This is a genomic window from Stenotrophomonas sp. MH181796, from assembly GCF_009659995.1.
Lineage (GTDB): Bacteria > Pseudomonadota > Gammaproteobacteria > Xanthomonadales > Xanthomonadaceae > Stenotrophomonas > Stenotrophomonas riyadhensis.
In genome coordinates this window covers 73323-97544 of sequence record NZ_RAHU01000006.1, presented here as the reverse complement: position 1 = coordinate 97544, position 24222 = coordinate 73323, and the positions used below count along the sequence as shown (strand labels likewise).

The window sequence follows — 24222 nt, the reverse complement described above, 5'->3', positions numbered from 1 at the left end:
GGACGCAGGAGACCGTCATGAAACGCTCACTCGCGATTGCCCTGCTGGCAGGCGCCCTTGTGGCGGGCGGTGCCAGCGCGGCACCGCGCACCGTGACCGATCCGGAAGCTCCCCGCGCACTGCAGGCCGATGGCCCGGTCAGCGTGAAGTGGGACGATCCGGCCAAGTTCACCGAGATCCGCCAGAGCACCAACCGCTTCGAGGCCGAACGTGGCGACTGGGTGCAGCAGCTGGCGCGCTACCTGCAGACCACCGCGGCCAAACCGCTGCAACCAGGGCAGACGCTCGATGTGACCCTGGTCGACATCAAGCGCGCCGGTGACTACGAGCCGTGGCACGGCCCGCGCGGCCGCGACATCCGGATCATGCGCGACATCTACCCGCCGCGGATCAGCCTGCAGTACACGTTGAAGGACGCCAGCGGCCGTATCGTCAGCGAGGGCGATGCGCGCCTCAGCGATACCGGCTACCTGCACAACCTGGGGCTGAAGAGCGACAGTGACCCGCTGCGCTACGAGAAGCGCCTGATCGATGACTGGGTCAGGCGTCAGCTGGCCAGCCAGGCGACCGCCGCGCGTTAGACCCCACGGCGACCCGTACCAGGCGACCGCTGCGCGTAACGCCCGTCGGTAGGTGTCGACCTTGGTCGACACGCATTCACGGCGCCGAGCGTGGGCTCGGCGCTACACGTACACCTTCGCCACGCGCTTGACCGCGCACGGCAGCTGATAGGCGCTCACGCCACAGCGCGGCGCCAGTTCCGCCAGCGTCGGTGCACTCCCCCACAACTCCACCACACTGCCAACGCCGGCCTGCGGATGCGAGGTCAGGTCCACGGTCAGCATGTCCATCGACACGCGGCCGATCAGGGCTCCGGGCTGACCATCGATCAGCACCGGCGTGCCATTCGGTGCGAACTGCGGATAGCCATCGGCGTAACCCAGCGCGACCACGCCCACGCGGGTGCGTGCCTTGGCCACGAAGCGCGCGCCATAGCCCACCGGTTCACCGGCCTCGATCCAGCGCTCGGCGATCACCTTCGACTGCATCGTCATCACCGGGCGCAGGCGCTCGGTCAGCGCGGTGTTGTCCGGCAGCGGGTTGGCGCCGTACAGCATCAGGCCCGGGCGCACCCAGTCGCTGCGCACATCCGGCCAGCCCAGCAGTGCCGGCGAGTTGCATACACTGGTCTCGCCTTCCAACCCGTCAGTGGCGCGGGCGAAGGTCGCGGCCTGCTCGTGGGTGCGCTCGCTGTCCAGCTCGTCGGCGCGTGCCAGGTGGGTCATCAGCACGATGCGTTCGACCTGCGGCAGCGCCGACAGGCGTGCATGCGCCGCGCGGAAGCTGTCCACGTCCAGGCCGAGGCGATGCATGCCGCTGTCCAGCTTCAGCCACACCGTCAACGGACGCGGGCTGTCGAAGGCAGCGACGGCCTCCAGCTGCCACGGCGAGCCGACGGCGAACCAGAAATCATGCTCGGCCACCAGCGCCATGTCGCTGGGCTCGAAGATGCCTTCCAGCAGCAGGATCGGCGCACGGATGCCGGCCTGGCGCAGTTCCAGCGCCTCTTCGATGGTGGCCACGCCGAAGCCATCGGCCTCGCCTTCCAGTGCCTGCGCACAGCGCACTGCGCCGTGGCCATAGGCATCGGCCTTGATGATCGCCAGGGCCTTGCCACCGCCCAGTTCACGGGCGAGCCGGTAGTTGCTGCGCAGGGCGCCCAGATCGATCAGCGCGCGGGCAGGACGCATGTGCGGTTCTCTTGTTGCGGCGCGTGACCGTACTGGCCGTAGCGGAAAATATCCAGGCCTTCGGTGCTGATCTGCGGCTGGCGCGCGCTCATCAGATCGGCCAGGTAGCGGCCCGAGCCGCAGGCCATGGTCCAGCCCAGGGTGCCGTGGCCGGTGTTGAGGTACAGGTTGCGGAACGGCGTGGCGCCGATCACCGGCGTACCGTCCGGCGTGGCCGGGCGCAGGCCGGTCCAGAACTGCGCGCGCGACAGGTCGCCGCCCTTCGGGTAGAGATCGCTCACCACCAGCTCCAGGGTCTCGCGACGGCGCTGCGACAGCGACAGGTCGAAGCCGGCCACTTCGGCCATGCCACCGACGCGGATGCGGTCGTCGAAGCGGGTCACCGCCACCTTGTAGCTCTCGTCGAGGATGGTCGAGGTCGGCGCCATCGCCGGGTCGGTGATCGGCAGGGTCAGCGAGTAACCCTTCAGCGGATACACCGGCAGGCGCATGCCCAGCGGTGCCACCAGCGCCGGCGAGTAGCTGCCGAGCGCGACCACGAAGCGGTCGGCGGTTTCCAGCTTGCCGTCGATGCGCACACCAGTGATGCGGTCACCATCGAATTCCAGGCCGGTGATGTCCTGGTCGAAACGGAACTCGACACCGGCATCCACGCACATCTGCGCCAGGTGGCGGGTGAACAGCTGGCAGTCGCCGGTCTGGTCACGCGGCAGGCGCAGCGCGCCGACCAGGCCATCGACATGGGCCAGGGCCGGTTCGGCCTGGATGATGCCGGCGCGGTCCAGTACCTCGTACGGCACGCCGTACTGGGCCAGGATCTCGATGTCCTGCGCCGAGGCATCCAGCTGCTGCTGGGTGCGGAACAGCTGGGTGGTGCCCAGGTCGCGGCCTTCGAACTCGATGCCGATCTGCGCGCGCAGCTCGTTCAGGCAGTCGCGGCTGTACTCGGACATGCGCACCATGCGCGCCTTGTTGATCGCATAGCGCTCGTGGGTGCAGTTGCGCAGCATCTGCCACAGCCAGCGGTACTGGGCCAGGTCCATGCCCGGCTTGATCGCCAGCGGCGCGTGCTTCTCGAACAGCCAGCCGATGGCCTTCTTCGGCACGCCCGGGGCGGCCCACGGCGAGGTGTAGCCGAACGACAGCTGGCCGGCATTGGCGAAGCTGGTTTCCAGCGCCGGGCCGGGCTGACGGTCGATGACCGTGACTTCAAACCCGGCCTGTCGCAGGTACCAGGCACTGGTGGTGCCGATCACGCCGCTGCCGAGGATTAGGACTCGCATGGGACTTCTCCAACCCGATCATTCCCTGCACTGGAGCGTGCCGGGACCATAATTGGGGAAGTATAGACAGCCATTCCCAGTTGATTTGCCTGTTTTGAAATCAACCGGCAGGATGTTCTCCTGCAATTCATTCCCCAAGGTTGACGGCCATGGCCACCCGTACCCGCGAACTGGACAAGATCGACCGCAAGATCCTGCGCATCCTGCAGGCCGAGGGCCGCATCTCCTTCACCGAACTGGGTGAGCGGGTCGGCCTGTCGACCACCCCATGCACCGAGCGCGTGCGCCGGCTCGAGCGCGAAGGGGTGATCACCGGCTACCACGCCCACCTCGACCCGGCGGCGGTGAAGGCCAGCCTGCTGGTGTTCGTGGAGATCAGCCTGGCCTACAAGTCCGGTGACATCTTCGAGGAGTTCCGGCGCGCGGCCCTGAAGCTGCCCAACGTGCTGGAGTGCCACCTGGTGTCGGGCGACTTCGATTACCTGCTGAAGGCGCGGATCAGCGAGATGGCCTCCTACCGCAAGCTGCTCGGCAGCACGTTGCTGACGCTGCCGCATGTACGTGAGTCGAAGAGCTACATCGTGATGGAAGAAGTGAAGGAAACGCTGAGCCTGCCGATTCCGGATTGAGGCGCGGCTGCGATTGGGGTCAGAGCCCGCCATGCGGGATCCGACCCCGGTCAGGATTCGGCAAGGGGTCGGATCCCGCGCAGCGGGCTCTGACCCCGGTCATGGCAACCGTCAGCGCTGCTGCGGATGCTTCTGCGAGCGCTGTTCCTGCTGCTTTCCGCCCTTGTGCGGCTGCTGCGGCTCCATCTGCTGCTGTTGCTGCTGTTGCTGCTGCTGTTGTTGCTGCGGGTTGCGGCCCTGCGGTTCCTTGCCGGGATGACGGTTCTGCTGGTTTTTCATGATCGCGATCCAGTGGACGAAGGACATGCGGCGGCGGAATGCCGGCGCACGGTCACGTTGGTCCCGGAACGGTTAATCGCAGGCGAAAAAGCAGTGATCTGCAGCAGGTTGTTTTCGTGCGTTCAGGCCGAACAGCGTGCGCCAGCTGCCAACCTCGGTTGGCACCCGAGATCAGCGCTTGATCTGCTGGCCATCGCCGGCCGGCACGCTGTCGTAATAGCGGCCGGTACGCGAATCAAACACGCGGTTCGGACCGGCCGGGCGCACACCAGGCACGATACGGCCATTGCGGTCGTATACCTTGTCGGCCGGCTTCGGCCCCGGGGTGGGCGCGATCTGGGCGGGGCCGGTGGACTTGATCGGCTGCGCCGGCTGCGGCGAGGGCAGTACCTGCGGCTGCGGGCGGGCGGCCTGCGGCGGCGGTACCACCGGCGCTGGCGCCACGGTGGTCGCACTGCGGGTGGCGGTGGGGTCGGCAGTGGGCACCTGGGCCAGCGCCAACGTGGGCACCAGGGCCATCAACAGCAGGGAAAGGGTCGGTTTCATGTCACGCTCCGGCGTGGATCACATTTACCTTGCGCCTGCACCTGTGTGCCGCCCATGAACGGCCATCACACTTGCAAGGTTGCGCCCGCAGCCCCACGTTTGTCGGCATCCCCAGGCCATCAACCCCACGGAGAGCCGGCATGACTGCCTTCGACCTGACGCCCCCCACCGCCACCCAGACCGAGGCGCTGATCGCCGGCCTCAGCAGCGAAGAGCGCCGCGTGCTGCTGCAGCACGGTACCGAGGCGCCGTTCTGCGGCGTGTTCCTCGACAACAAGCGCGAGGGTGTCTACTGCTGCCGGCTGTGCGCGCTGCCGCTGTTCCGCTCCAGCACCAAGTTCGATTCCGGCACCGGTTGGCCGAGCTTCTTCGCCCCGTTCGACCCGGCACACGTGCGCGAAATCCGCGATACCAGCCACGGCATGGTCCGCACCGAGATCACCTGCGCGCGCTGCGGCAGCCACCTGGGTCACGTTTTCCCGGACGGCCCGCCGCCCACCTACGAGCGCCACTGCCTGAACTCCGTCTCACTTTCGTTCACCGGCAATGGCGAGCCCTGGCCCGACCCGTTGCAGCGTGGCGGCGCCGAAAGCGGCGTGGCGGGCTGAAACACCCCGCTGACCGATTTCACAGAATTCCCTCTTCAGAAAACCGGGCGACGGGCCGACAAGGAGATATCCCCTCTCCTTGCGTCGCCCCATGCTCATCATCGTTGGATTCCTGGTCGTCATCATCAGCGTGATCGGGGGCTACCTCGGTGCCCACGGCCGCCTGGGTGCCCTCTGGCAGCCCTACGAACTGGTCATCATCGGCGGCGCCGCGCTCGGCGCCTTCCTGGTCGGCACCCCGGCCAAGACGGTCAAGCAGACCCTGAAGGCCATGGTCGGCGTGTTCAAGGGCCCGCGCTACAAGCAGCAGGACTACATCGATGTCCTCAGCCTGCTCTATGAACTGCTCAACAAGGCCCGCCGCGAAGGCTTCATGGCGCTGGAAGACCATGTCGAGCGTCCGGCCGAAAGCGCGTTGTTCAGCAACTACCCCAAGGTGCAGGCCGACCACCACCTGATCGACTTCATCACCGACTGCCTGCGCCTGATGATCGGCAGCAACATCGAGCCGCACGAGCTGGAGCCGCTGCTGGAACTGGAGCTGGAAAAGCACCACGCCGAAGCCATGGCACCCTCGCAGGTACTGACCAAGGTGGCCGACGGACTGCCCGGTTTCGGCATCGTTGCGGCGGTGCTGGGCATCGTCATCACCATGGGTTCGATCGGCGGCGACATCGTCGAGGTCGGCGGCCACGTGGCCGGCGCGCTGGTCGGTACCTTCCTGGGCATCCTGCTGGGCTACGGTTTCGTCGGCCCGATGGCAGCCGCCATGGAAGCGCGCGCCGAGCAGGACAGCCGCATCTACGAATCGGTGAAGACCGCCCTGCTGGCCTGCCTGCGTGGCTACAACCCGAAGATCGCGCTGGAATTCGCCCGCAAGACGCTGCCGTCGAACGTGCGCCCGGCCTTCTCCGATTTCGAGCAGCACCTGAAGACGGTCAAGTAAGCCATGGCCGAGACCAAGCCCACTGTCATCGTCCGTCGGGTCAAGAAGGCCGGCCACGCCGCCCATCATGGCGGTTCGTGGAAGGTGGCCTATGCCGACTTCGTGACCGCGATGATGGCGTTCTTCCTGGTGCTGTGGCTGATGGCCACCACCAACAAGAACGACCGTGCGGCCATTTCCGAGTACTTCCGCAACCCCAGCCCGCTGAGCGGGCAGAACGCCACGCCGGCGCCCGGCATGGCCGGCCCGGGTGGCGCCAGCACCTCGATGATCAAGCTCGGTGGCGCCACCGACATCTCGCGGGGCAGCAGCAACGATCCCTTCCAGAACCAGAAGGAAGCGGTGCCGCAGCCGGTGGACCAGCAGCAGCGCGACAAGCAGCAGCTGGAAGCGCTGATGAAGGAGCTGCAGGAAGCGATCAGCAAGAGCCAGGCGCTGGAGCCGTTCAAGGACCAGCTGCTGCTGGACCTGACCCCGGAAGGCCTGCGCATCCAGATCGTGGACAAGCAGAACCGGCCGATGTTCGACCTCGGCAGTGCCACGCTGAAGCCATACACGCAGCAGATCCTGCACGAGCTGGCCAACTACCTGAACCACGTGCCGAACCGGATCAGCCTGACCGGCCACACCGACATCACCGCCTATTCGGCCGCGCGCGGCTACGGCAACTGGGAACTGAGCGCCGATCGTGCCAACGCCGCACGGCGCGCACTGGTGGACGGCGGCCTGGAGGACAGCAAGATCACCCGCGTGGTCGGCCTGTCTTCGTCGGTCCTGTTCGACAAGGCCGACCCGCAGAACCCGATCAACCGACGCATCAGCATCGTGGTGATGACCCAGGCCGCCGAAGCGGCCGCCCTGGCCGGTGCCGGCCCGCAGGTGGGACTGTCGGCCCCCGCCGCCGACCCGGACGTGCAGGCCGCGCAGGGGCCGGCGCGCTGAATCGGGGTCAGATCCCTTTCCCATGGAAAGGGATCTGACCCCACCTGCACGCGGCCGCTACAATGGCGGTCTTTCCGTTTCCAGGTGACCCCACCCCATGTCCCAGAACTCCAAGGCCAAGCGCGACAAGCGCAAGAAGCAGCAGGCCAAGCGCCCGTTCCTCCGCCTGAACGCGCAGCAGCAGGTGCAGAACCATGCCGTGCTGACCAACGAAGACGGCCAGGTGGTTGCGGCCATCGGCCTGCAGGGCCGTGAGTGGCTGCTGGCCATCGGCGGCCAGACCATGGGCAACGCCGAGAACCCGGTGCCGATGCTGGCCATGCTCAAGCACCTGGCCAACGTGCAGGAGAAGGAAGGCCGCAAGGTCAACCTGGAGTACTCCGAGCTGCTGCAGAAGCTGCTGGACACCCTGGCTGCCGACGCTGGCCAGACCGCTGACGAGTACCTGGACAAGCTGGTCGCCGAGTTCGAAGGCGTCGACGCTGCTGAGGGCGAGGAAGGCGAAGCCGCCGAGGGCGACGTGGCCGAAGACGCCGCTGCCGAGGCCGCTCCGGCTGCTGACAGCGACAGCAAGCCGCAGGCCTGAACCGGCCGCGGCGGTGACGGTCTACGTCGATGACGCGGTGCATCCCTGGCGCGGCCAGCGCTGGGCGCACCTGATGGCCGACACCCTGGCCGAGCTGCACGCGATGGCGGCGCAGCTCGGCATTCCCCCGCGGGCCTTCCAGAACAAGGCCAGCGGCGCCCACTACGATGTCACCGCCGAGCTGCGCGCGCAGGCAATCGCGCTCGGTGCGCGGGCCATTTCCCGGCACGCCGACCGCGAACTGGTCAAAGCAGTGATCGCCAACGCCAGGGCGCAATACCGGCCGTAGGCAGTGGCGGGGGGCTACCGCTTGCTGTGCTGGGTGGGGCTACCACTTCCTGTGGTGGGTGCGGACCTTGGTCCGCACATCAGGCACGGGGCATGCCAACCAAGGTTGGCATCCACCCATAGGCGGGCTCCGCACCCACCTGCCCCGCTCAGAACGGGTCGCTGCCCAGCCGGATTTCCACGTTCAGCAGCGAGCACAGCGCCAGCATCGCGTCATCGTCGCGGGTCAGCGCCATCACGCCGGTGAAGCCGTCGCTGCCGGCATCCACGCTCCACAGCGTGTAATTGTGCTCGCGCAGGCGGTCGAAGGCGGTGGACATCAGCTGCACGCCGTCCAGGTCTTCGGCGAAGTCCTCGTCGTCCAGGTCGCCGCCCCAGTCCAGCTGCAGGTTGAAGCGCGCCGACAGCTCGTTCACCGCCGACTGCAGCGATTCCAGGTCATCTCGTTCCACCTCGAAACCGGACTGCCAGGCAATGGCCGTGAACAGCGCCGGCAGCCAGTCACTGTCCGCTTCCAGCGGCTGCCCGTCCTCGGACAGGTGCTCGCGCCAGCGGTTGAACTGCTGCAGGGCCAGTTCCTCGTCACCCGGATTGATCAGCACCAGCAGGTTCCAGACCCGCGCCTCGAAGCCGTCTTCGTCGAAGTCGTGGATGTCTTCCTCGAAGTCGAAATAGTCGCTGTTGTCGGGCATGGCGGAACTTCCTCTGGGGCAGGCCGGCATTCTACGGTTTATCCTGTGCCGCTGAAGCCGGCCTTGGTGGCCGTCACTGTGAATGAAGCGATGAGCGATACTCCTCCCGACCACCTGGCGATCAACCCGGCCAGCCCCTTCCATGATGCACAGGCGCTGGAGCGCGGCGTTGGCGTGCGTTTCAACGACGTCGAGCGCGACAACGTCGAGGAATACTCGGTCAGCGAAGGCTGGATCCGCGTGCAGGCCGGCAAGGCCCGCGACCGCCGCGGCAACCCGATGACCATCAAGGTCAAGGGCAAGGTCGAGGTGTATTTCCTGGAAACGAAGCCGGAATAAGCGCGGCTCTCGGATCCTGGGGTCAGATCCCTTTCCCGCGGAAAGGGATCTGACCCCGATCGACGGCGCCCGACCGCAGCGTCACTCGCGCTTGCGCGATTCCAGCAGGTCCAGGTTGCGGATCAGGCGCCGCGAGATCTCATCGGAGATCACCCCGCGCCGGGTCAGCCGGAACAGCTCCTCGCGCTCGGCATTCAGGCCGGCGCTGCGCAGCTGGCGGTAGCCCAGTTCCATGCGCCGCACCTTCTCCGGGTCCACGTCGGGCCCGTCGCTGTCCTTCTCCAGGTGGCGCTGGTACAACAGGCTGACCCGCGAGGCGGCATCGTTGTACAACTGCACGTTCTCGGTGTTCTGGTTCATCACCATCTGCTGGCGCATGCGCTCGACCCCGGCCAGTGCGGCCTTCGACGACAGCCGGCGCGCCAGGTCCTCTTCCTTGCGCTCACCCGAATCGGACGGCAGCTGCAGGCCCTTCAACAGCCGCGGCAAGGCGATGCTGGCGCCCAGCAGCGAGAACAGGATCACCGACGCGGCCAGGAAGATCACCAGGTCACGTGCTGGGAACGCACTGCCATCGGGCAGGAACAGCGGCAGGGTCAACACACCGGCCAGGGTGATCGCACCGCGCACACCCGCCACCGAGGTCGCCACCACGATGCGCCAGTTCGGTGCCTCGCCCCGCTCCAGGCCGCGACGGCGCGCGCGCAGCAGGTTCCAGCGCAGCGACAGCCACACCCACAGCAGGCGCAGCACGACCAGTGCCAGATTGATCACCACCACATACACCAGCAGCCACCACGCACTCTGGTGGCCGGTCTCGTTCATGGTGGTGGTGGCGCGTTCGACGATGCCGGGCAGCTGCTCGCCCAGCAGCACGAACATGATGCCGTTGAAGCTGAACTGCAGCATGTTCCAGACCCCGGCACGCTGCACGCGCATGCTGCCGGAGACACGGCCGGTCAGCTCGACATAGCTCATCGCGATACCGGCAGCGACCGCGGCGAGGATGCCCGAGGCATGGATCTCTTCGGCCAGCAGATAGGCTGCGAACGGAATCAGCAGGTTGACCAGCATCGCCGCGCCCGGCTCTTCGCCGAAGCGGCGCCACAGCCAGCGCTGGAAGGTCGACACGCCCAGCGTCACCGCCACGCCCACGGCGAGGCCGGCCACCGCCACCCACACGAAGGTCAGCGAGGCGGTGGCCAGCGAGAAGGTGCCGGTCATCACCGCCGCCACCGCGAAGCGGAAGCAGACCAGGCCCGAGGCATCATTCAGCAGCGACTCGCCTTCCAGGATGTGCATCAGGCGCTTGGGAATCGGCGCCTTGGAGGCGATCGCCCCGACCGCCACCGGGTCGGTCGGCGACACGATGGCCGCCAGTGCGAAGCACACCGCCAGCGGCATCACCGGAATCAACCAGTGGATGAGGAAGCCGGCGCCGATGACGGTGAACACCACCAGGCCGAACGCCAGCTCGAGGATCGCCCCCTTGTCGCGGAACAGGCCCTGCTTGGGAATACGCCAGCCATCGAGGAACAGCAGCGGTGGCAGGAACAGCAGGAAGAACACCTCCGGTTCCAGCGCATGGCCGCGGTTGAACACGCCGGCGATCACCGCGCCCAGGCCGATCTGCACCAGCGGCAGCGGCAACGAGAACGGCAGGACGCGAACCAGGTAGCCGCTGGCGACAACGGCCACCAGCATCGCCAGGACGACTTCAATGGTATGCATGCTTCTTCCAGGAAGCGGCGCGCGGGGAGGCTCGCAAGCCAGCGCCGGAAACCCGGGGAAAACTACCACACGCGGCCACGACCGCGACGGCCGGGGCCGCCGCGCGTCAGCCCCGGCTCATGCCCCGTCGAAGCGGTACAGGTCCATGGCAAGGAAGCCGGCATCGATACCGGCGTCGATGCGGCGTGCGCCGAAACCGCCCTCGCCGGCCGCGCCCATCGCGAAGAACAGCGGCAGCAGGTGCTCATCGGTCGGGTGCGCGCGTTCGGCGAACGGCGCCTGCCTGCGGTAATCGAACAGGGCCTGACGGTCATCGGCGGCCAGGCGCTGCTCCACCCATTCGATGAAGGGCCGTACGTACGGCGCCTCCTTGCCGTCCTGGTAGTCGCCCCAGTCGTGCAGGTTGTGGGTGATGCTGCCCGAGCCGACCAGCAGCACGCCCTGCTCGCGCAGCGGTGCCAGCGCGCGGCCCAGCGCGAACTGGTGCTCGGGCCCGAGCAGCGGCTGGATCGACAGCGGCACCACCGGGATGTCGGCCTGCGGTCGCAGCAGCCGCAGCGGCACCCACGCACCGTGGTCGAGGCCACGCTGCGGGTCGAGCGCCACCGGCAGGCCGGCGGCGGCGATGCGGCCGGCCACCTCTTCGGCCAGCGCCGGATCGCCCGGCGCCGGATACCGCAGTTCAAACAGCGCGCGCGGGAAGCCGCCGAAGTCGTGGATCGTCGGTGGCTGCGGATGCGCGCCGACCAGCGGCTGCCGGCCCAGCCAGTGCGCCGAGGCCATCACGATGGCGCGTGGCGTCGGCAGGTCGCGCGCCAGCTCGGCCAGGCGCACGCCGACCTGGCCCGGATGCAGGGCGGTCATCGGCGAACCATGCGAGATGTACAGCGAAGGCAGGCGGGACATGGAATTCTCCAGTTGCAGGGTCAGGCAGCGATCAGCGCGAACGCAGGGTCCACTTGCCGTCGCCGACCAGGAACAGCACTACCAGCGCCAGTGCCCAGAACGCCGGATATTCCCAGCCGCCGCCGGCATTGGCGAAACCGAAGCCGTTGGCGCCGTGTACGGTGACGATGGTGCCCAGCAGCAGCGGCACGCCGACCAGGCCCACCCAGCGCGCGTAGATGCCCAGCAGGAGCGCGACGGTGATCACCAGCTCGACGCCGATGGTGAGGTAGCCGAGCACGCCGGGCAGGCCCAGCGACTCGAAGAACGCCGCCGTACCGGCCGGGGTGAATACCAGCAGCTTGGTCAGCGCATGGACCAGGAACAGCACGCCCAGGGCCAGGCGCAGCAGGGTGGCGCCGTACGGGGCCAGCGGCGAAACAGGAGCGGTCGTGGTGTGCATGGGGAAACACCTTGAAGGGAGTGGGCACAGGTTATTGCGCCTTCGCGTGCCAATAAATACGATGGATTGACCGTATTTATTTCAAAAGGCGCAACAATGGACACCCTCGAGGCGATGCGCGTGTTCGTGGCGGTGGTCGAGCGCAATGGCTTCAGTGCCGCCGCCCAGGCCCTGGACATGTCCACTGCCGGCGTCACCCGCCAGGTCGCCGCGCTGGAAAAGCGCCTGTCCACCCGCCTGCTCCACCGCACCACGCGGCGGGTCAGCCCGACCAGTGCCGGCGCGGCCTACTACGCCCAGTGCGTGCGCCTGCTGGCCGAGTTCGATGCACTGGAGGCCAGCATCGGTGCGCAGGCACTGGAGCCCTCCGGCACGCTGCGCATCAACGCACCGGTCAGCTGGGGCATCGCCCGCCTCGGCCCGCTGCTGGCCAGCTACCGCGAACGCTACCCGCAGGTGGAACTGGACCTGGCCCTGTCCGACCGCCTGGTGGACATGGTCGAGGAAGGCTACGACGTGGCCATCCGCATCACCCGCGAGCCGGGCCCTACCCTGATCGCCCGCCGCCTGGGCGAATCGCGGGTGAGCCTGTGCGCCGCGCCGGCCTACCTGGCCGCACGCGGCACACCACAGACGCCACAGGAGCTGCAGGCCCACGCCTGCCTGAGCTACAGCTACTGGGCCGCTGGCGACCATTGGCCACTGCAGGGACCGGGCGGCGAAGTGAAGGTCTCGGTGAGCAGCCTGCTGCACGCCAACAACGGCGACGTGCTGCGCGAAGCGGCGATCGCCGGCATGGGCGTGATCCTGCAGCCCGATTTCCTGCTGGAAGACGCACTGGCCGATGGCCGCCTGGTGCGCGTCCTGCCCGAGTGGGAGGCCTCGCCGATCGGCATCTTCGCGGTCTATACCAGCCGCAGCCACCTGGCACCGAAGGTGCGCAGTTTCATCGACCACTTGGTGGATGCGGGGGTGTAGCCGAGTCTGGCGCTTGCCGGTAGTGCCGGCCGCTGGCCGGCAATCAGACACATCCCGGTCCTGGGCGAATGCCGGCCAGCGGCCGGCACTACCACTCAGGCGGCAACCTCATCCAGCGCGTCGATGATCTGTTCCAGCGGCGCCGGCCGGCCCAGCAGGTAGCCCTGCACCTGGTCGCAGCCATGCGCAGCCAGCCAGTCCAGCTGTCCGGGCGTCTCCACGCCTTCGGCGATGATGGTCAGGCCCATGCTGTGGCCCAGTGACAGCAGCGCACGGCAGATCGAGGCATTGCGCGGGTTGGTTTCCACATCCGCCACGAAGCTGCGATCGATCTTCAGGATGTCCAGCGGCAGGTGCTGCAGGTAGGACATGCTGGAATAGCCGGTACCGAAATCATCCAGCGACACACTGATGCCCTGCTCGTGCAGGCGCTGCATGGTCTGCATCGCCTGCGCCGGCTTGCGCATCAGGCTGCTCTCGGTCAGTTCCACATGCAGCGCGCCACGGGCCAGGCCGAAGTCCTGCTGGGCACGGGTGAACTCGGCCACCAGGTCGCTGTTGAAGAACTGCACGGCAGACACATTGACTGCGATCGGCAGCTCACCCCAACCGGCCTCGACCAGCCGCCGCTGCGCCTTCGCCGCCGCGCGGATCACCCAGCGGCCCAACGCCAGGATCAGCCCGGTGTCCTCGCACAGCTGGATGAACTCGTTCGGCGGGATGAAGCTGCCATCGGCCTGCGGCCAGCGCAGCAGGGCCTCCAGCGCCGCCGGGCTGCCATCGCTGGCGTGCCGGATCGGTTGGAAGTACAGCTGGAACTCGTTGTCGATGGCGGCGTGGATGCGCCCCGCCAGGCGCAGGCGATCGGCCAGCCGCGTGGTCACCGCCGCATCAAACCAGACCACCACGTTGCCCTCGGCGCGCGCGGCATGCGCGGCCTGTGCGGCCATGCCGATCACCTGCTCGGCCGAGTGGCCATCACCCGGCATATGCACGGCCACACCGATGCGCGGCTCGAACTGGTGCAGCGAATCCTTGCCGCGCATCGGCGCCGATACGATCTGCAGCAGGTCGTCCAGCACGCGCTGGGTATCGTGGCCGGCACCGATGGCGAACACGAAGTCCTCCGCTGGCTGGAACGCCAGCGTGCCACAACGCGCACCGAGGCCACCGAGCCGGGTCGCCATCGACTGCAGCACCGCGTCGCCGATCTCGCGGCCCAGCGTATCGGCCACCAGCTGCAACCCACGCAGCTGCACGAAGGCGATGGTGTAGCCCTCGTCCTGCTCGTCCAGCTGCTCGGTCAACGCGCGCACGTTGAGCAGGCCGGTGGCTGGGTTGTGCCGTGCCTGGTAGGCCAGGTCACGCTCGTAGGCCAACCGTTCGCTGACATCCTCGGCCAACACCAGGCACGCCGGCTGGCCATCGAAATCGAGCCGGGACAGATGTGCGCGCACTTCGAACACGCTGCCGTCCTTGCGCCGGTGCAGGCGCACGGTGGCGTCCTGCAGTTCACCGACACGGGCCTTGGCGATTGCGCCCTTGACCTCGTCCCAGCCTTCGCGCGGGCGGATGTCGAGGATGCTCATCGCCAGGAATTCCTCGCGGCTGTAGCCATACTGGCGCACTGCGGCGTCGTTGACCTCGATGAAGCGCAGCGTGTCCGGATCGAACACCCAGAACGGCGCCGGGTTGCGGTCGAACAGCAGGCGGAAGCGACGCTCCACTTCGCTCATCTGCTCGCGGGCCTGGTAGCGCTCGGTCAGATCGCTCAGCGCGCCGATCATGCGCCGCTCGCTGTCGGCCATTTCCACCCGCTGCCCACGCGCACCCACCCAGCGCACCTCGCCACCGGGCAGCACCAGGCGGAACACCTGGTCGAGCACCGCGCCACCGGCAAAGGCCTGGTCGAAGGCATGCTGCAGGCGCGCCGCATCATCGCGATGCACGCGCGCGAAGAAATCCGCCACCGGCAGCGCATCGGTCTGCACACCGAAGATCTCGCGCGCCAGCGGCGACCAGCGCAGCAGCGCGGCGTCTTCGTCCACATACCACGTGCAGATGCGGCCCACCTGGTGGGCCAGGCGCAGCTCGGCGTGGCCTGCCTTCAGCTCCTCGGCCATCGACTGCTGGTGGCGGGTGCTGCGACGTACGGCGTACAGCAGCACCAGCAGCACCACGATGTAGGCCACTACGATCGCCACCGACGCCTGCAGGTACGGCCACCAGGGTGCCAGCACGTCCTCATCGGCCAACCCGACCTGCACCGCCAGCGGGCTGCGCTCCAGCGTGCTGATGGTGATGATGCGGGGCACGCCATCCACCGCGCCCGGCAGGCTGCCCAGCTCGACCACCGCCTGCTTGCCGAGCAGATCGCGGCGCGGCAGGTCGTAGCGACGGCCGACCGTACCATGCGGGTCCGGCACGCGGGCCAGCATGTAACCTTCGGCATCGCTGATCGAGACCAGTCCGTTCGGACCGACATCGAGGCCACCGATGATGCGCTGCAGCTCACCGCAGCGCAGCCGTGCCAGCAGCCAGCGGTCGCCGGCCATCGGCAGCGCCAGCGGCACCACCCAGCCGTCGTCGCTGGCACGCTGCGGCGGGCCGATGTACAGCGCGCTGCCCTGGCCACGGCGTTGCGGATCGGTCCACAGCGGCAGGTTCAGATCGCCCCTGCCGGCGGTGATCGAGCGACCATGGCGATCGAGCACGACGATGCTGTGCAGCTCGGCATGGCGGCGCAGCACGCCATCGATCGAAGCATCCAGCAGCGCCGGGGCCTGTGCGGGCACGCTGCGGAACAGTTCGGCGGCGTCGGCGGCGATGCCGGACATCGCCCGCTCCAGGTTGCGCAGTTCCAGTGCCAGCAGGCGCTCGCTGCCCACCGCCAGCGCGCGGCTCTGCCGCTGCGCGGCCTCCAGCCGGCGCTGGTGGTCGTTGATCAGCATGGTGGTCAGGCCGGCCACCAGCAACACGCCCAGCAGCACCCCGCCCCAGGTAATGGCGCGCAGTGGCCGGGCCAACGCCCGCTTCAGCGCGGGCATCGGTCGATCTTCCTTGTGCAGTCGGCTGGCTTCATGCGCGAACGAATCCTCCACGTCCCCGACCTCAACGGCCGGCGGACGCCATTCTTGACGCCTGACCCGCCCCCGCATGGCCACCTCCCCGTGTCCGCGCAGGGCTCCCGGGACCAGCATGCACCACACCGGTGACGGCGTGAAGATCGGTTCCGCGCGTTCAGCCAGATCCTGCACAGGGCAGGCCACGCCGCGGGGCCGCCAGACGGGCCGGGGCGGATTAGACTTGGTGTTTTCCGCTGCAAGAGAAGTCCATGTCCAAGCTGCGCCGTCCCACCCTGGCACTGGCCATCGTTGCCAGCCTGTCCCTGGCCGCCTGCGACCGTCCGGCCGAACCGTCGGCCGGCACCGCCACGCCGGCCGACGCCGCGCCCGCTGCGGCCAAGCCGATGCTGGGCAGCTTCGGCTTCGATGCCAGCGGCATGGACCGCAGCATTGCCGCCGGCGATGATTTCTTTGGTTTCGCCAACGGCACCTGGGTCAAGAACACCGAGATCCCGGCCGATCGTTCGCGTTTCGGCAGCTTCAACGTCATCGCCGAGAAGACCCTGGCCGACACCCGCGCGATCCTCGAAGGCGCCGCCGGCAACACCCAGGCCAGCGGTGACGACAAGCTGATCGGCGACTACTACGCCGCCTACATGGACGAAGCCGGCATCGAGCAGCACGGCATCGCGCCGGTGCAGCCGCAGCTGAAGGCGATCGAGACCATCGCCGACAAGGCCGGCCTGGCGCGTGCCCTCGGCGGCGAGATGCGCGCCGACGTCGACCTGCTCAATGCCACCAACTTCTACACCGACCGCCTGTTCGGCCTGTGGGTCTCGGTCGACATGCTGCAGCCGGACCGCACCGCGCCCTACCTGGTGCAGGGTGGCCTGGGCATGCCGGACCGTGACTTCTACCTGGGCGGCGGCCGCATGGCCGAACTGCGCAAGCAGTACCAGGCCTATGTCGCGCAGATGCTGCAGCTGGCCGGCGTTGCCGATCCGGCCGGCAAGGCGCAGCGCATCCTCGCGCTGGAAACCAAGATCGCGCAGGCGCACGCCACCCAGGAAGAAACCAACGACGTGACCAAGGGTGCCAACCCCTGGACCCAGGCCGACTTCAATGCCAAGGCGCCGGGCATGGACTGGAACGCCTTCCTTGATGCGGCCGCGCTGGGCAACCAGCAGGACTTCATCGTGTGGCAGCCCAAGGCCGTAGCCGGCCTGTCCAAGCTGGTCGCCACCGAGCCACTGGAGGTGTGGAAGGACTACCTGGCCTTCCACGCGCTGGACCGCGCCGCCGCCTACCTGCCGAAGAAGTTCGCCGACGCCCGCTTCGCCTTCCATGGCACCGCGCTGAGCGGCACGCCGCAGCAGAGCGACCGCTGGAAGCGTGCCGTCGATGACGCCAACCACGCGATCGGCGAAGCGATCGGCAAGCGCTACGTCGAAAAGCACTTCGACGCCAAGACCAAGGAGCGCGCGGACGAGATGGCGAAGAACATCATCGCCGCCTTCGCCAAGCGCATCGATGCGCTGTCGTGGATGTCGCCACAGACCAAGGCGCATGCCAAGGCCAAGGTGACCGGCCTGACCGTGGGCATGGGCTACCCGGAGAAGTGGCGCGACTACACCGGCCTGGAGATCCGCCGCGATGACGCACTGGGCAACGCACAGCGCGCCGAGCTGTTCGAGTACCAGCGCAACATCGCCAAGCTGGGCAAGCCGGTCGAGCACACCGAATGGGCGATGCTGCCGCAGACCATCAACGCGATGAACGTGCCGCTGGAAAACCGCCTGGTGTTCCCGGCCGCGATCCTGCAGCCACCGTTCTTCGACGGCGCCGCCGACGACGCGGTGAACTACGGTGCGATCGGCGCCGTGATCGGCCACGAGATCAGCCACGGCTTCGACAATGCCGGTGCGCTGTTCGACGAGACCGGCAAGCTGCACAACTGGTGGACCGCTGAGGACCTGAAGCAGTTCAACGCCGCCGGTGACGCGCTGGCCGCACAGTTCAGCAGCTACGAACCGTTCCCGGGCGTGCACGTGAACGGCAAGCTGACCCTGGGCGAGAACATCGCCGACGTGGCCGGCCTGGGTACCGCCTACGACGCTTACCAGCTGTCGCTGCAGGGCAAGCCGGGCCAGACCCTGGAAGGTTTCACGCCGGACCAGCGCTTCTTCCTCGGCTTCGCCCAGGCGTGGCGCAGCAAGAGCCGCGAACAGGCGCTGCGCAATTCGCTGCTGACCGATGTGCATGCACCGGGCCAGTTCCGCGCACTGACCGTACGCAACATCGACGCCTGGTACCCGGCGTTCGAAGTGAAGGAAGGCCAGAAGCTGTACCTGGCCCCGGACAAGCGGGTCAAGGTGTGGTGATGTAACCGGAACTGGCGCCGCAAGGCGCCCGTTTCATTTCCCGGTAGCTGCCAACCTTGGTTGGCACATGCCTCGCCCTGGTAGCTGCCAACCTTGGTCGGCACATGCCTCGCCCTGGTAGCTGCCAACCTTGGTTGGCACATGCCTCGCCCTGGTAGCTGCCAACCTTGGTCGGCACATGCCCCGGCTCTGGTGGGTGCCGACCTTGGTTGGAAAATGCCTCGGCTCTGGTGGGTGCCGACCTTGGTCGGCACGGGGTAGGAATCCACGCATGGCGTGGATCTACCGGCGGGTGGTGGCAACCATCAGCAGAGCGCTCGCAGCCAACACCGCGGCAACCCACAGATTCGCATGCAGGCCCATGCCATCCAGCAGCCGGCCACCGCCCCACGCCCCGAGCGCGATGCCCACATTGAACACACCAACGTACAGCGCGGTGGCGATCTCCACGGCCTGCGGCAGCGCCTTCATCATCCAGCTCATCAGGCCCACCGACACACCACCGTAGGCCAGGCCCCACAGCAGCAACACCGCAATGCCACCACTCGGCGTGCCACCCACCCACAGCAACAGCAGCGGCGTCAGCAGCAGGCCCGACGCGATCGCCAGCAGCGTGCCGCGTGGATGCCGCGCCGCCAGCGGCCCAGCGATGAAGTTGCCGGCGATGCCGGCCAGGCCGTAGGCAAACAGCAGCGCACCGATCCACGACGCATCCACGCCCGATACGGACGTCAGCAGCGGCCGCACATAGGTGAACGCGATGAAGTGCCCTGCCACCAGCAGCAGGGTCAGCCAGAGTCCTCGCTGCAGGCCGCGATGACCGAGTTGCTGCACGAACTGCCGCGCCTGCACCGATGCGCTGACCGGCAACGCCGGAACCGCGCGCAGATGCAGCAGCATCACCGCCGCGCTGAACAGCGCCATCGCCGCGAACGCGCAGCGCCAGCCCAGTGCATCGCCGATCAGCGCGCCCAGTGGCACGCCCAGCACCGATGCCGCGGCCACGCCGCCGAAGATGATCGAGGTGGCGAGGCCGATGCGGTGGGCCGGCACCAGGCGCGCGGCCAGACCGCCGGCGATGGCCCAGATCCCGCCCATGCAGAACCCCACCAGTACGCGCGCGGCCAGCAGCCAGCCGATGCCCGGTGCCAGCGCCGAAGCGATGTTGGCGACCAGCAGAAGTGCAAGCAGCGCACACAGGATGCGACGGCGATCGATGCCACCCGCCGCGATCACCACCAGCGGCGCGAACAGCGCCGCCAGCAATGCCGGCAGTGAGATCATCAGGCCGGCGGTACCGGTGGAGGCGCCGAGGCTTTCGGCGATCGGCGTCAGCAGGCCCACCGGCAGCATTTCGGTGGTGACCACCGAGAACGTGGCGAGGCCGACTGCGGAAACCGCCCACCACGGAGGGCGGACAACCGGCGCGACGTGCGCGGGCGAAGAGACACTCATGGGACGATTCCTTCAGCGGAAATGGATGCAGCTGCGCCGCGCAGCACGCGTTGCAGCAGCAATGCGAACAGCAGCACGACGGCGCCTGCCGCCAGCGCGACGATGAAGCCGCTGCGAACGCCACCGGCGTCCACGCTCTGCCCGGACAGCGCCGCCCCCAGCGCCACACCGATGTTCAGTCCGGCCAGCAACCAGGTCATGCCTTCGGTAAGGCGCGCTTCGGGCACGCGCTGTTCGACCAGCGACATCGCCACGATCATCGTCGGCGCGAAGAACAACCCGGCCACCAGCACGGCCACGGCCAGCGCCGGCAGGCTGCCGACCCACAGCAGTGGCAGCGTGGTCAGCGCGGTGGCCGCTGCGCCCAGCAGCAACAGGCGCTGCAGCGGCGCCTGCAGCTTCAGCGCGCCGAACAGCAGGCCCGACGCACAACTGCCCAGCGCATAGGCCGACAGCACCACGCTGGCCGCGAGTGGCTGTCCCCGCTGTTCGGCGAAGGCCACGCTGGTGATGTCGACGGTACCGACAATCACACCCATCGCCAGCATCAGCAACGCCAGCAGGCGGATCTCCGCTTGCCGCAGCAGCGAGCGCGAGGGTGTTGCGCCTTCGCCGCGCTGCAGCGGTGGTTCGGTACCGCGCTGCAGGACCAGTGCGGTCACCCCGAGCACCAGCAGCAGGGCCGCGGCCAGCACGCCGGCCTGCGGCCATACCGCCACCGACAACCCGACCGACAGCGGCGGGCCGGCAATGAAGGTGACCTCGTCGAACACGGTCTCCAGCGAGTACGCGGTCTGCAGTTGCGGGCGACCGCGGTGGATCGCGGTCCAGCGCGCGCGCACCATCGCCGACACGCTGGGCATGCAGCCGGCCAGCATCGCTGCGACGAACAGCATCCAGTCCGGCGCGGCCAGCAGCGTGCACGCGAGCAGCAACAGCAGGCCGGCCGCACTGGCCGCCGTGGCCCACGGCAGCACCCTGCGCTGCCCGCGCCGGTCGACCCAGCGCGACACCTGCGGCGACAGCAACGCGTAGGTCAGCACGAAGGTGGCCGACACCGCGCCGGCCAGCGCATAGCTGCCGCGCAGCTGCGACAGCAGGGTGATGATGCCGATACCGGTCATCGGCAGCGGCAGGCGTGCCAGCAGCCCGGCCAGAGCGAGGCCGGCGGTGCCGGGGGCAGCGAACAGGTCGCGATAGGGGGTGGCCATCAGGATCTCCAGGGCAGCGGCTTGCCTGGCGCGTGCGGCGCCACGACAATACATACAGAGCGTATGAATAAGAGGCTACATTCATACGCGTCGTATGTAAATAATCATGCACTGCGTATGTAAGGAGCTCCGTATGGTTCGCCGCACCCGCGCCGAGATGGAAGAAACCCGCGCCAGCCTGCTGGACACCGCCCGCCGGGTGTTCAGCGAGCATGGCTATGCCGCCACCTCGATGGATGACCTGACCGCCCAGGCCGGTCTGACCCGGGGTGCGCTCTACCACCACTTCGGCGACAAGAAGGGCCTGTTGGCGGCGGTGGTCGCCCAGCTCGATGCCGAGACCGACCTGCGCCTGCAGGCGATCAGCGATGGCGCGGGTGATGCCTGGGACGGCTTCGTACAGCGCTGCCGTGCCTATCTGGAGATGGCGCTGGAACCGGAGATCCAGCGCATCGTGCTGCGTGATGCGCGCGCGGTACTGGGTGGCGCCTCACCGGAATCGCAGCGCCACTGCGTGCACTCGATGCAGCGCCTGATCGAACAGTTGATCGCGCAGGGCGTAGCGGTGCCGGTGGATGCGCAGGCGCTGGCATCGCTGATCTACGGCAGCCTGGCCGAGGCCGCGTTCTGGATCGCCGAGGGCGAGGACGGTGATGCGCGCCTGCGGCAGGCAACGGCGGCGCTGGAGATGTTGTTGCGTGGGTTGAAGTCGACGGGGTAAGGCCCATCCACGCGTGGCGTGGACCTACTGCGGAATCCGCTCGGGTAGAGGCCAACCTTGGTTGGCGCTTCTGCGGCACTGCGCGAAATGCGTGCCGACCAAGGTCGGCAGCTACCAGAACCATGGTGTCAGTAGATCCACGCCATGCGTGGATGAAGCTCTATCGCGCAACGCGTGCCAACCCAGGTTGGCACCTACCGGAGCATTTCGGGCCACTCGCGCAACACCGCTGCCGGCACGCCCATCCGCGCGCAGGCGCGGCTGGCCAGGCCGTCGGGCAGCGCACGGCGGAACAACGGCGCCATGCCCTGCATCAGCTTCGCCGACGCTGCAGCTTGTGCGCGCTGGCGCGCATTGCGTTCCAGCATGCCTTCGGCCCAGTCCGGCAGCAGCGCCGCACCGGCGCCGAGGAACACTTCGCGCGACAGGCCCGGTACCGGTACCGGCAGGCGCACGCCGGACAGCACCTCCAGCACCTCGCGCGAGCGTTCGTCGACGCGCAGCTCCGGCTGCCGCGCGCAGAAATAGGCGGCCACTTCCGCTTCACTGCGCGGCACATCCACCGCGCCCAGTGCCTCGGCCACGCAGCGATACTCGTCGTAGTAGCGATCGGCGATGTGCGCCGGCACCTCGCGTCCGTAACGGCGGAAGCCCTGCAGGAAGCCGAAGGCCTCGGTCACATGCACCCAGGTCAACAGCTGCGGATCATCGGCGGCATAGGCCTCGCCCTGCGCGGTCTGGCCGCGGATCTGCACATGGATGCGGCGTACCTTCGCCACCAGCGTCTCGACTTCGCCGGCAGGCGCATAGCTGGTGCCGGCAACGAACGCGGTGGTGCGGCGCAGGCGGCCCACCAGGTCCTGGCGGAAGTTGGAATGGTCGTAGACCCCGGCCAGCGCGCGCGGGTGCAGGGTCTGCAGCATCAGCGCGCACAGGCCTCCGGCCAGCATCGACGGAAATTCCGCATGCAGCCGCCAGGTGACGCTGTCCGGGCCGAACCAGCCCGGGTCACCCAGCGGGTGGTCGTAGTCGATGCCGCTCTGGCCACGCGGGAAGGCCTCCAGGACCCAGCGCCGGATCGGCGCGGTCACGGGGCGGGAGAGTCGCTGCAGCAGAGCCGGCATCACAGGTCCAGGAGAGGCGGAAGAACGGCCACGCGTTGCGCGGTCGGCCCCGATTCTGGTCGATCACGACGCCGACGGCGAGTCTCCGCACTCAGCAACGGTTTCATGTGCGGCTGCAGCATGTTTCACCCTGCGACATCCTGTCGCAGGCTGCGACGATGATGCTGCGCCGCAGCAGCTTTCACCCATTCAGACAAAACCCTTACGCCGCTAGGCATTCCGCCCATTGCACGGCTCGCTGGAAGTGCTAGAACTGAACCCGCCACACCGTCCAATGCTGATCGACGCACGTTCCACAAGGAGCCAGCCATGATTGCTTTGTTCAAGGGTTTGGGACTACTGCTTCGCGACAACGAGCTCTACAGCAGCCCGTTTGACAAACAGGTCGCGCACTGGCGCAATCTGAGCGAGCAGCAGATCCGCGATGAAGTGGCTGTGCTGGCCCAGGCCAAGTGCCAGTGGCTGATCGCCTCGATCGTCGGCTGGCAGGCGGCTTCGCTGCTGATCCTCGGCCTGATCACCAACTACCTCTGGCGCGACGATTACCACATCACCTTCACCCGCGTGGTCGTGGTGTTCGGTTCGTGGATCTCGATCCTGTTCGTGATCTGGTTCATGGCCAACATGTTCGACCGCACCGCCGGTTTCGAGCGCTGGATGAAGGCCTTCAACAGCCGTGCCCGCATCAGCTCCAAGGCCGACAGTGTCGAACACGTGGCCGAGGCGCTGGACCTGGCCGAGCACTATCCGGAAGTGCTGGACTACAAGCAGGCGGTCACCGCCCGGCGCGAACTGCGCCATGAGGACATCCGCATCATGACCGAGATCGGGCGCATGAAGCAGCACTCCGAACTGGTCGGTCGCCTCAACCATGTCGGCGAGAACGAGCACCACCACGACCTGACACTGCAGCCTGCCTACTGACCCTTCAGGGAAGCGGGGGGACCCACAATGCCACCGTGATCACTCACGGTGGCATTGTTCTATCGGGTCCTGGCTGACGCATTGGCGGAAGCCCTCGGGCAGGTCGCGCATCGCCTCGGTCTGTCCCACCGCCACTGCGAACCGGCGCAGCGGTGGCTTCGCGCATGCCGCATCGGTACTGCAGGCAGGGTCCAGCACCAGGTAGTGGCATTGGCCGCTGCTGCTGGCGATGCACTGGAACCGCGCCTCGCCATCGGCCACGGTGCCCTTGCTGTACAGCGTGTCCACGCCATTGGCACGGGTGCGGGTGATCGAGGTGTTGCTGGACTTCTCGCAGCCGGCCAATGGCAGCGCGGCAATGCAGGCAAGCAGGAACAGGCGCATGGTGCCTCCAG

25 protein-coding genes are annotated in these 24222 nt (G+C 67.8%); 12 read left to right on the top strand and 13 right to left on the bottom strand.

Going from position 1 to position 24222, the window contains the following annotated elements; genetic code table 11:
* Window positions 1-17 precede the first annotated feature (17 nt).
* Window positions 18-581, top strand: coding sequence for a DUF3016 domain-containing protein (locus tag D5301_RS15650; protein WP_110710934.1), 564 nt, complete (start codon window positions 18-20; stop codon window positions 579-581).
* Window positions 582-683: 102 nt separating this feature from the next.
* On the opposite strand, the gene alr is transcribed toward D5301_RS15650, so the two are convergent.
* Together alr and D5301_RS15640 are read right to left on the bottom strand one after the other, a co-directional pair.
* Window positions 684-1751 carry an alanine racemase gene (gene alr, locus D5301_RS15645; RefSeq protein WP_153856210.1) on the bottom strand — a complete coding sequence of 356 codons (1068 nt, stop codon included), beginning with the start codon at window positions 1749-1751 and terminating at the stop codon, window positions 684-686.
* The gene (locus D5301_RS15640) at window positions 1730-3034 is read right to left on the bottom strand and encodes a D-amino acid dehydrogenase (RefSeq protein ID WP_153856209.1); all 1305 of its coding nucleotides are present in this window, start codon (window positions 3032-3034) and stop codon (window positions 1730-1732) included. The genes alr and D5301_RS15640 overlap by 22 nt, the downstream gene beginning before the upstream one ends.
* A gap of 149 nt (window positions 3035-3183) precedes the next feature.
* On the opposite strand from D5301_RS15640, the gene D5301_RS15635 reads away from it, so the two are divergent.
* Window positions 3184-3663: a winged helix-turn-helix transcriptional regulator gene (locus D5301_RS15635; RefSeq protein ID WP_005407919.1), complete on the top strand. Its 480-nt coding sequence runs from the start codon at window positions 3184-3186 to the stop codon at window positions 3661-3663.
* Between the two features lie 111 nt (window positions 3664-3774).
* Here D5301_RS15635 and D5301_RS15630 read toward each other — a convergent pair whose 3' ends face one another.
* Both D5301_RS15630 and D5301_RS15625 read right to left on the bottom strand, forming a co-directional pair.
* Complete coding sequence (locus D5301_RS15630) at window positions 3775-3942, bottom strand: hypothetical protein (RefSeq protein WP_194936649.1); 168 nt, start codon at window positions 3940-3942, stop codon at window positions 3775-3777.
* A gap of 171 nt (window positions 3943-4113) precedes the next feature.
* Window positions 4114-4488 carry a classical arabinogalactan protein 4 gene (locus tag D5301_RS15625; RefSeq protein ID WP_110710932.1) on the bottom strand — a complete coding sequence of 125 codons (375 nt, stop codon included), beginning with the start codon at window positions 4486-4488 and terminating at the stop codon, window positions 4114-4116.
* A 140-nt stretch (window positions 4489-4628) separates the two neighbouring features.
* On the opposite strand from D5301_RS15625, the gene msrB reads away from it, so the two are divergent.
* From msrB to D5301_RS15600, 5 genes are all read left to right on the top strand, one after another.
* Window positions 4629-5096 carry a peptide-methionine (R)-S-oxide reductase MsrB gene (msrB, locus tag D5301_RS15620; protein ID WP_005415117.1) on the top strand — a complete coding sequence of 156 codons (468 nt, stop codon included), beginning with the start codon at window positions 4629-4631 and terminating at the stop codon, window positions 5094-5096.
* 91 nt (window positions 5097-5187) lie between these two features.
* Window positions 5188-6042: a flagellar motor stator protein MotA gene (gene motA / locus D5301_RS15615; protein ID WP_014035838.1), complete on the top strand. Its 855-nt coding sequence runs from the start codon at window positions 5188-5190 to the stop codon at window positions 6040-6042.
* A 3-nt stretch (window positions 6043-6045) separates the two neighbouring features.
* On the top strand, window positions 6046-6984 hold the full coding sequence (gene motB / locus D5301_RS15610; protein ID WP_014035837.1) for a flagellar motor protein MotB: 939 nt from the start codon (window positions 6046-6048) through the stop codon (window positions 6982-6984).
* A 97-nt stretch (window positions 6985-7081) separates the two neighbouring features.
* Complete coding sequence (locus D5301_RS15605) at window positions 7082-7570, top strand: hypothetical protein (RefSeq protein ID WP_153856207.1); 489 nt, start codon at window positions 7082-7084, stop codon at window positions 7568-7570.
* A 13-nt stretch (window positions 7571-7583) separates the two neighbouring features.
* The gene (locus D5301_RS15600) at window positions 7584-7859 is read left to right on the top strand and encodes a DUF4031 domain-containing protein (protein WP_004153991.1); all 276 of its coding nucleotides are present in this window, start codon (window positions 7584-7586) and stop codon (window positions 7857-7859) included.
* Window positions 7860-8007: 148 nt separating this feature from the next.
* On the opposite strand, the gene D5301_RS15595 is transcribed toward D5301_RS15600, so the two are convergent.
* Window positions 8008-8550, bottom strand: a complete 543-nt coding sequence (locus D5301_RS15595) for a hypothetical protein (RefSeq protein ID WP_049398337.1) — start codon at window positions 8548-8550, stop codon at window positions 8008-8010.
* Between the two features lie 90 nt (window positions 8551-8640).
* Between D5301_RS15595 and D5301_RS15590 the strand changes: the two genes are divergently transcribed.
* Window positions 8641-8889 (top strand): DUF3297 family protein, encoded by a 249-nt coding sequence (locus D5301_RS15590; RefSeq protein WP_049456360.1) that lies wholly within the window; start codon window positions 8641-8643, stop codon window positions 8887-8889.
* Between the two features lie 81 nt (window positions 8890-8970).
* Here D5301_RS15590 and D5301_RS15585 read toward each other — a convergent pair whose 3' ends face one another.
* From D5301_RS15585 to D5301_RS15575, 3 genes are all read right to left on the bottom strand, one after another.
* Window positions 8971-10620 carry a Na+/H+ antiporter gene (locus tag D5301_RS15585; RefSeq protein ID WP_032128751.1) on the bottom strand — a complete coding sequence of 550 codons (1650 nt, stop codon included), beginning with the start codon at window positions 10618-10620 and terminating at the stop codon, window positions 8971-8973.
* Between the two features lie 117 nt (window positions 10621-10737).
* Window positions 10738-11526, bottom strand: a complete 789-nt coding sequence (locus D5301_RS15580; protein ID WP_153856206.1) for a class III extradiol ring-cleavage dioxygenase — start codon at window positions 11524-11526, stop codon at window positions 10738-10740.
* A gap of 31 nt (window positions 11527-11557) precedes the next feature.
* Window positions 11558-11968 carry a DoxX family protein gene (locus tag D5301_RS15575; protein ID WP_075675478.1) on the bottom strand — a complete coding sequence of 137 codons (411 nt, stop codon included), beginning with the start codon at window positions 11966-11968 and terminating at the stop codon, window positions 11558-11560.
* Window positions 11969-12064: 96 nt separating this feature from the next.
* Here D5301_RS15575 and D5301_RS15570 point away from each other — a divergent pair, with 96 nt between their 5' ends.
* Complete coding sequence (locus D5301_RS15570) at window positions 12065-12946, top strand: LysR family transcriptional regulator (RefSeq protein ID WP_153856205.1); 882 nt, start codon at window positions 12065-12067, stop codon at window positions 12944-12946.
* 95 nt (window positions 12947-13041) lie between these two features.
* Here the strand turns inward: D5301_RS15570 and D5301_RS15565 are convergent, their stop codons facing one another.
* Window positions 13042-16104 carry an EAL domain-containing protein gene (locus tag D5301_RS15565; RefSeq protein ID WP_153856355.1) on the bottom strand — a complete coding sequence of 1021 codons (3063 nt, stop codon included), beginning with the start codon at window positions 16102-16104 and terminating at the stop codon, window positions 13042-13044.
* Between the two features lie 176 nt (window positions 16105-16280).
* Here D5301_RS15565 and D5301_RS15560 point away from each other — a divergent pair, with 176 nt between their 5' ends.
* The gene (locus D5301_RS15560; RefSeq protein ID WP_153856204.1) at window positions 16281-18392 is read left to right on the top strand and encodes a M13 family metallopeptidase; all 2112 of its coding nucleotides are present in this window, start codon (window positions 16281-16283) and stop codon (window positions 18390-18392) included.
* A 282-nt stretch (window positions 18393-18674) separates the two neighbouring features.
* On the opposite strand, the gene D5301_RS15555 is transcribed toward D5301_RS15560, so the two are convergent.
* Together D5301_RS15555 and D5301_RS15550 are read right to left on the bottom strand one after the other, a co-directional pair.
* Entirely contained in the window at window positions 18675-19847 is a 1173-nt protein-coding gene (locus tag D5301_RS15555; protein WP_153856203.1) for an MFS transporter, read from the bottom strand.
* Window positions 19844-21058: an MFS transporter gene (locus D5301_RS15550; protein WP_153856202.1), complete on the bottom strand. Its 1215-nt coding sequence runs from the start codon at window positions 21056-21058 to the stop codon at window positions 19844-19846. Before D5301_RS15550 ends, D5301_RS15555 begins: the two co-directional genes overlap by 4 nt.
* Window positions 21059-21191: 133 nt before the next feature.
* Here D5301_RS15550 and D5301_RS15545 point away from each other — a divergent pair, with 133 nt between their 5' ends.
* Window positions 21192-21779 (top strand): TetR family transcriptional regulator, encoded by a 588-nt coding sequence (locus D5301_RS15545; protein WP_153856201.1) that lies wholly within the window; start codon window positions 21192-21194, stop codon window positions 21777-21779.
* A gap of 194 nt (window positions 21780-21973) precedes the next feature.
* Here the strand turns inward: D5301_RS15545 and D5301_RS15540 are convergent, their stop codons facing one another.
* A complete protein-coding gene (locus D5301_RS15540) occupies window positions 21974-22903 on the bottom strand; it encodes an oxygenase MpaB family protein (protein WP_153856200.1) in 930 nt (309 codons plus the stop codon).
* Between the two features lie 309 nt (window positions 22904-23212).
* On the opposite strand from D5301_RS15540, the gene D5301_RS15535 reads away from it, so the two are divergent.
* The gene (locus tag D5301_RS15535; RefSeq protein WP_110710921.1) at window positions 23213-23827 is read left to right on the top strand and encodes a hypothetical protein; all 615 of its coding nucleotides are present in this window, start codon (window positions 23213-23215) and stop codon (window positions 23825-23827) included.
* A 39-nt stretch (window positions 23828-23866) separates the two neighbouring features.
* On the opposite strand, the gene D5301_RS15530 is transcribed toward D5301_RS15535, so the two are convergent.
* Window positions 23867-24211: a hypothetical protein gene (locus D5301_RS15530; protein ID WP_110710920.1), complete on the bottom strand. Its 345-nt coding sequence runs from the start codon at window positions 24209-24211 to the stop codon at window positions 23867-23869.
* Between the last annotated feature and the right edge of the window lie 11 nt (window positions 24212-24222).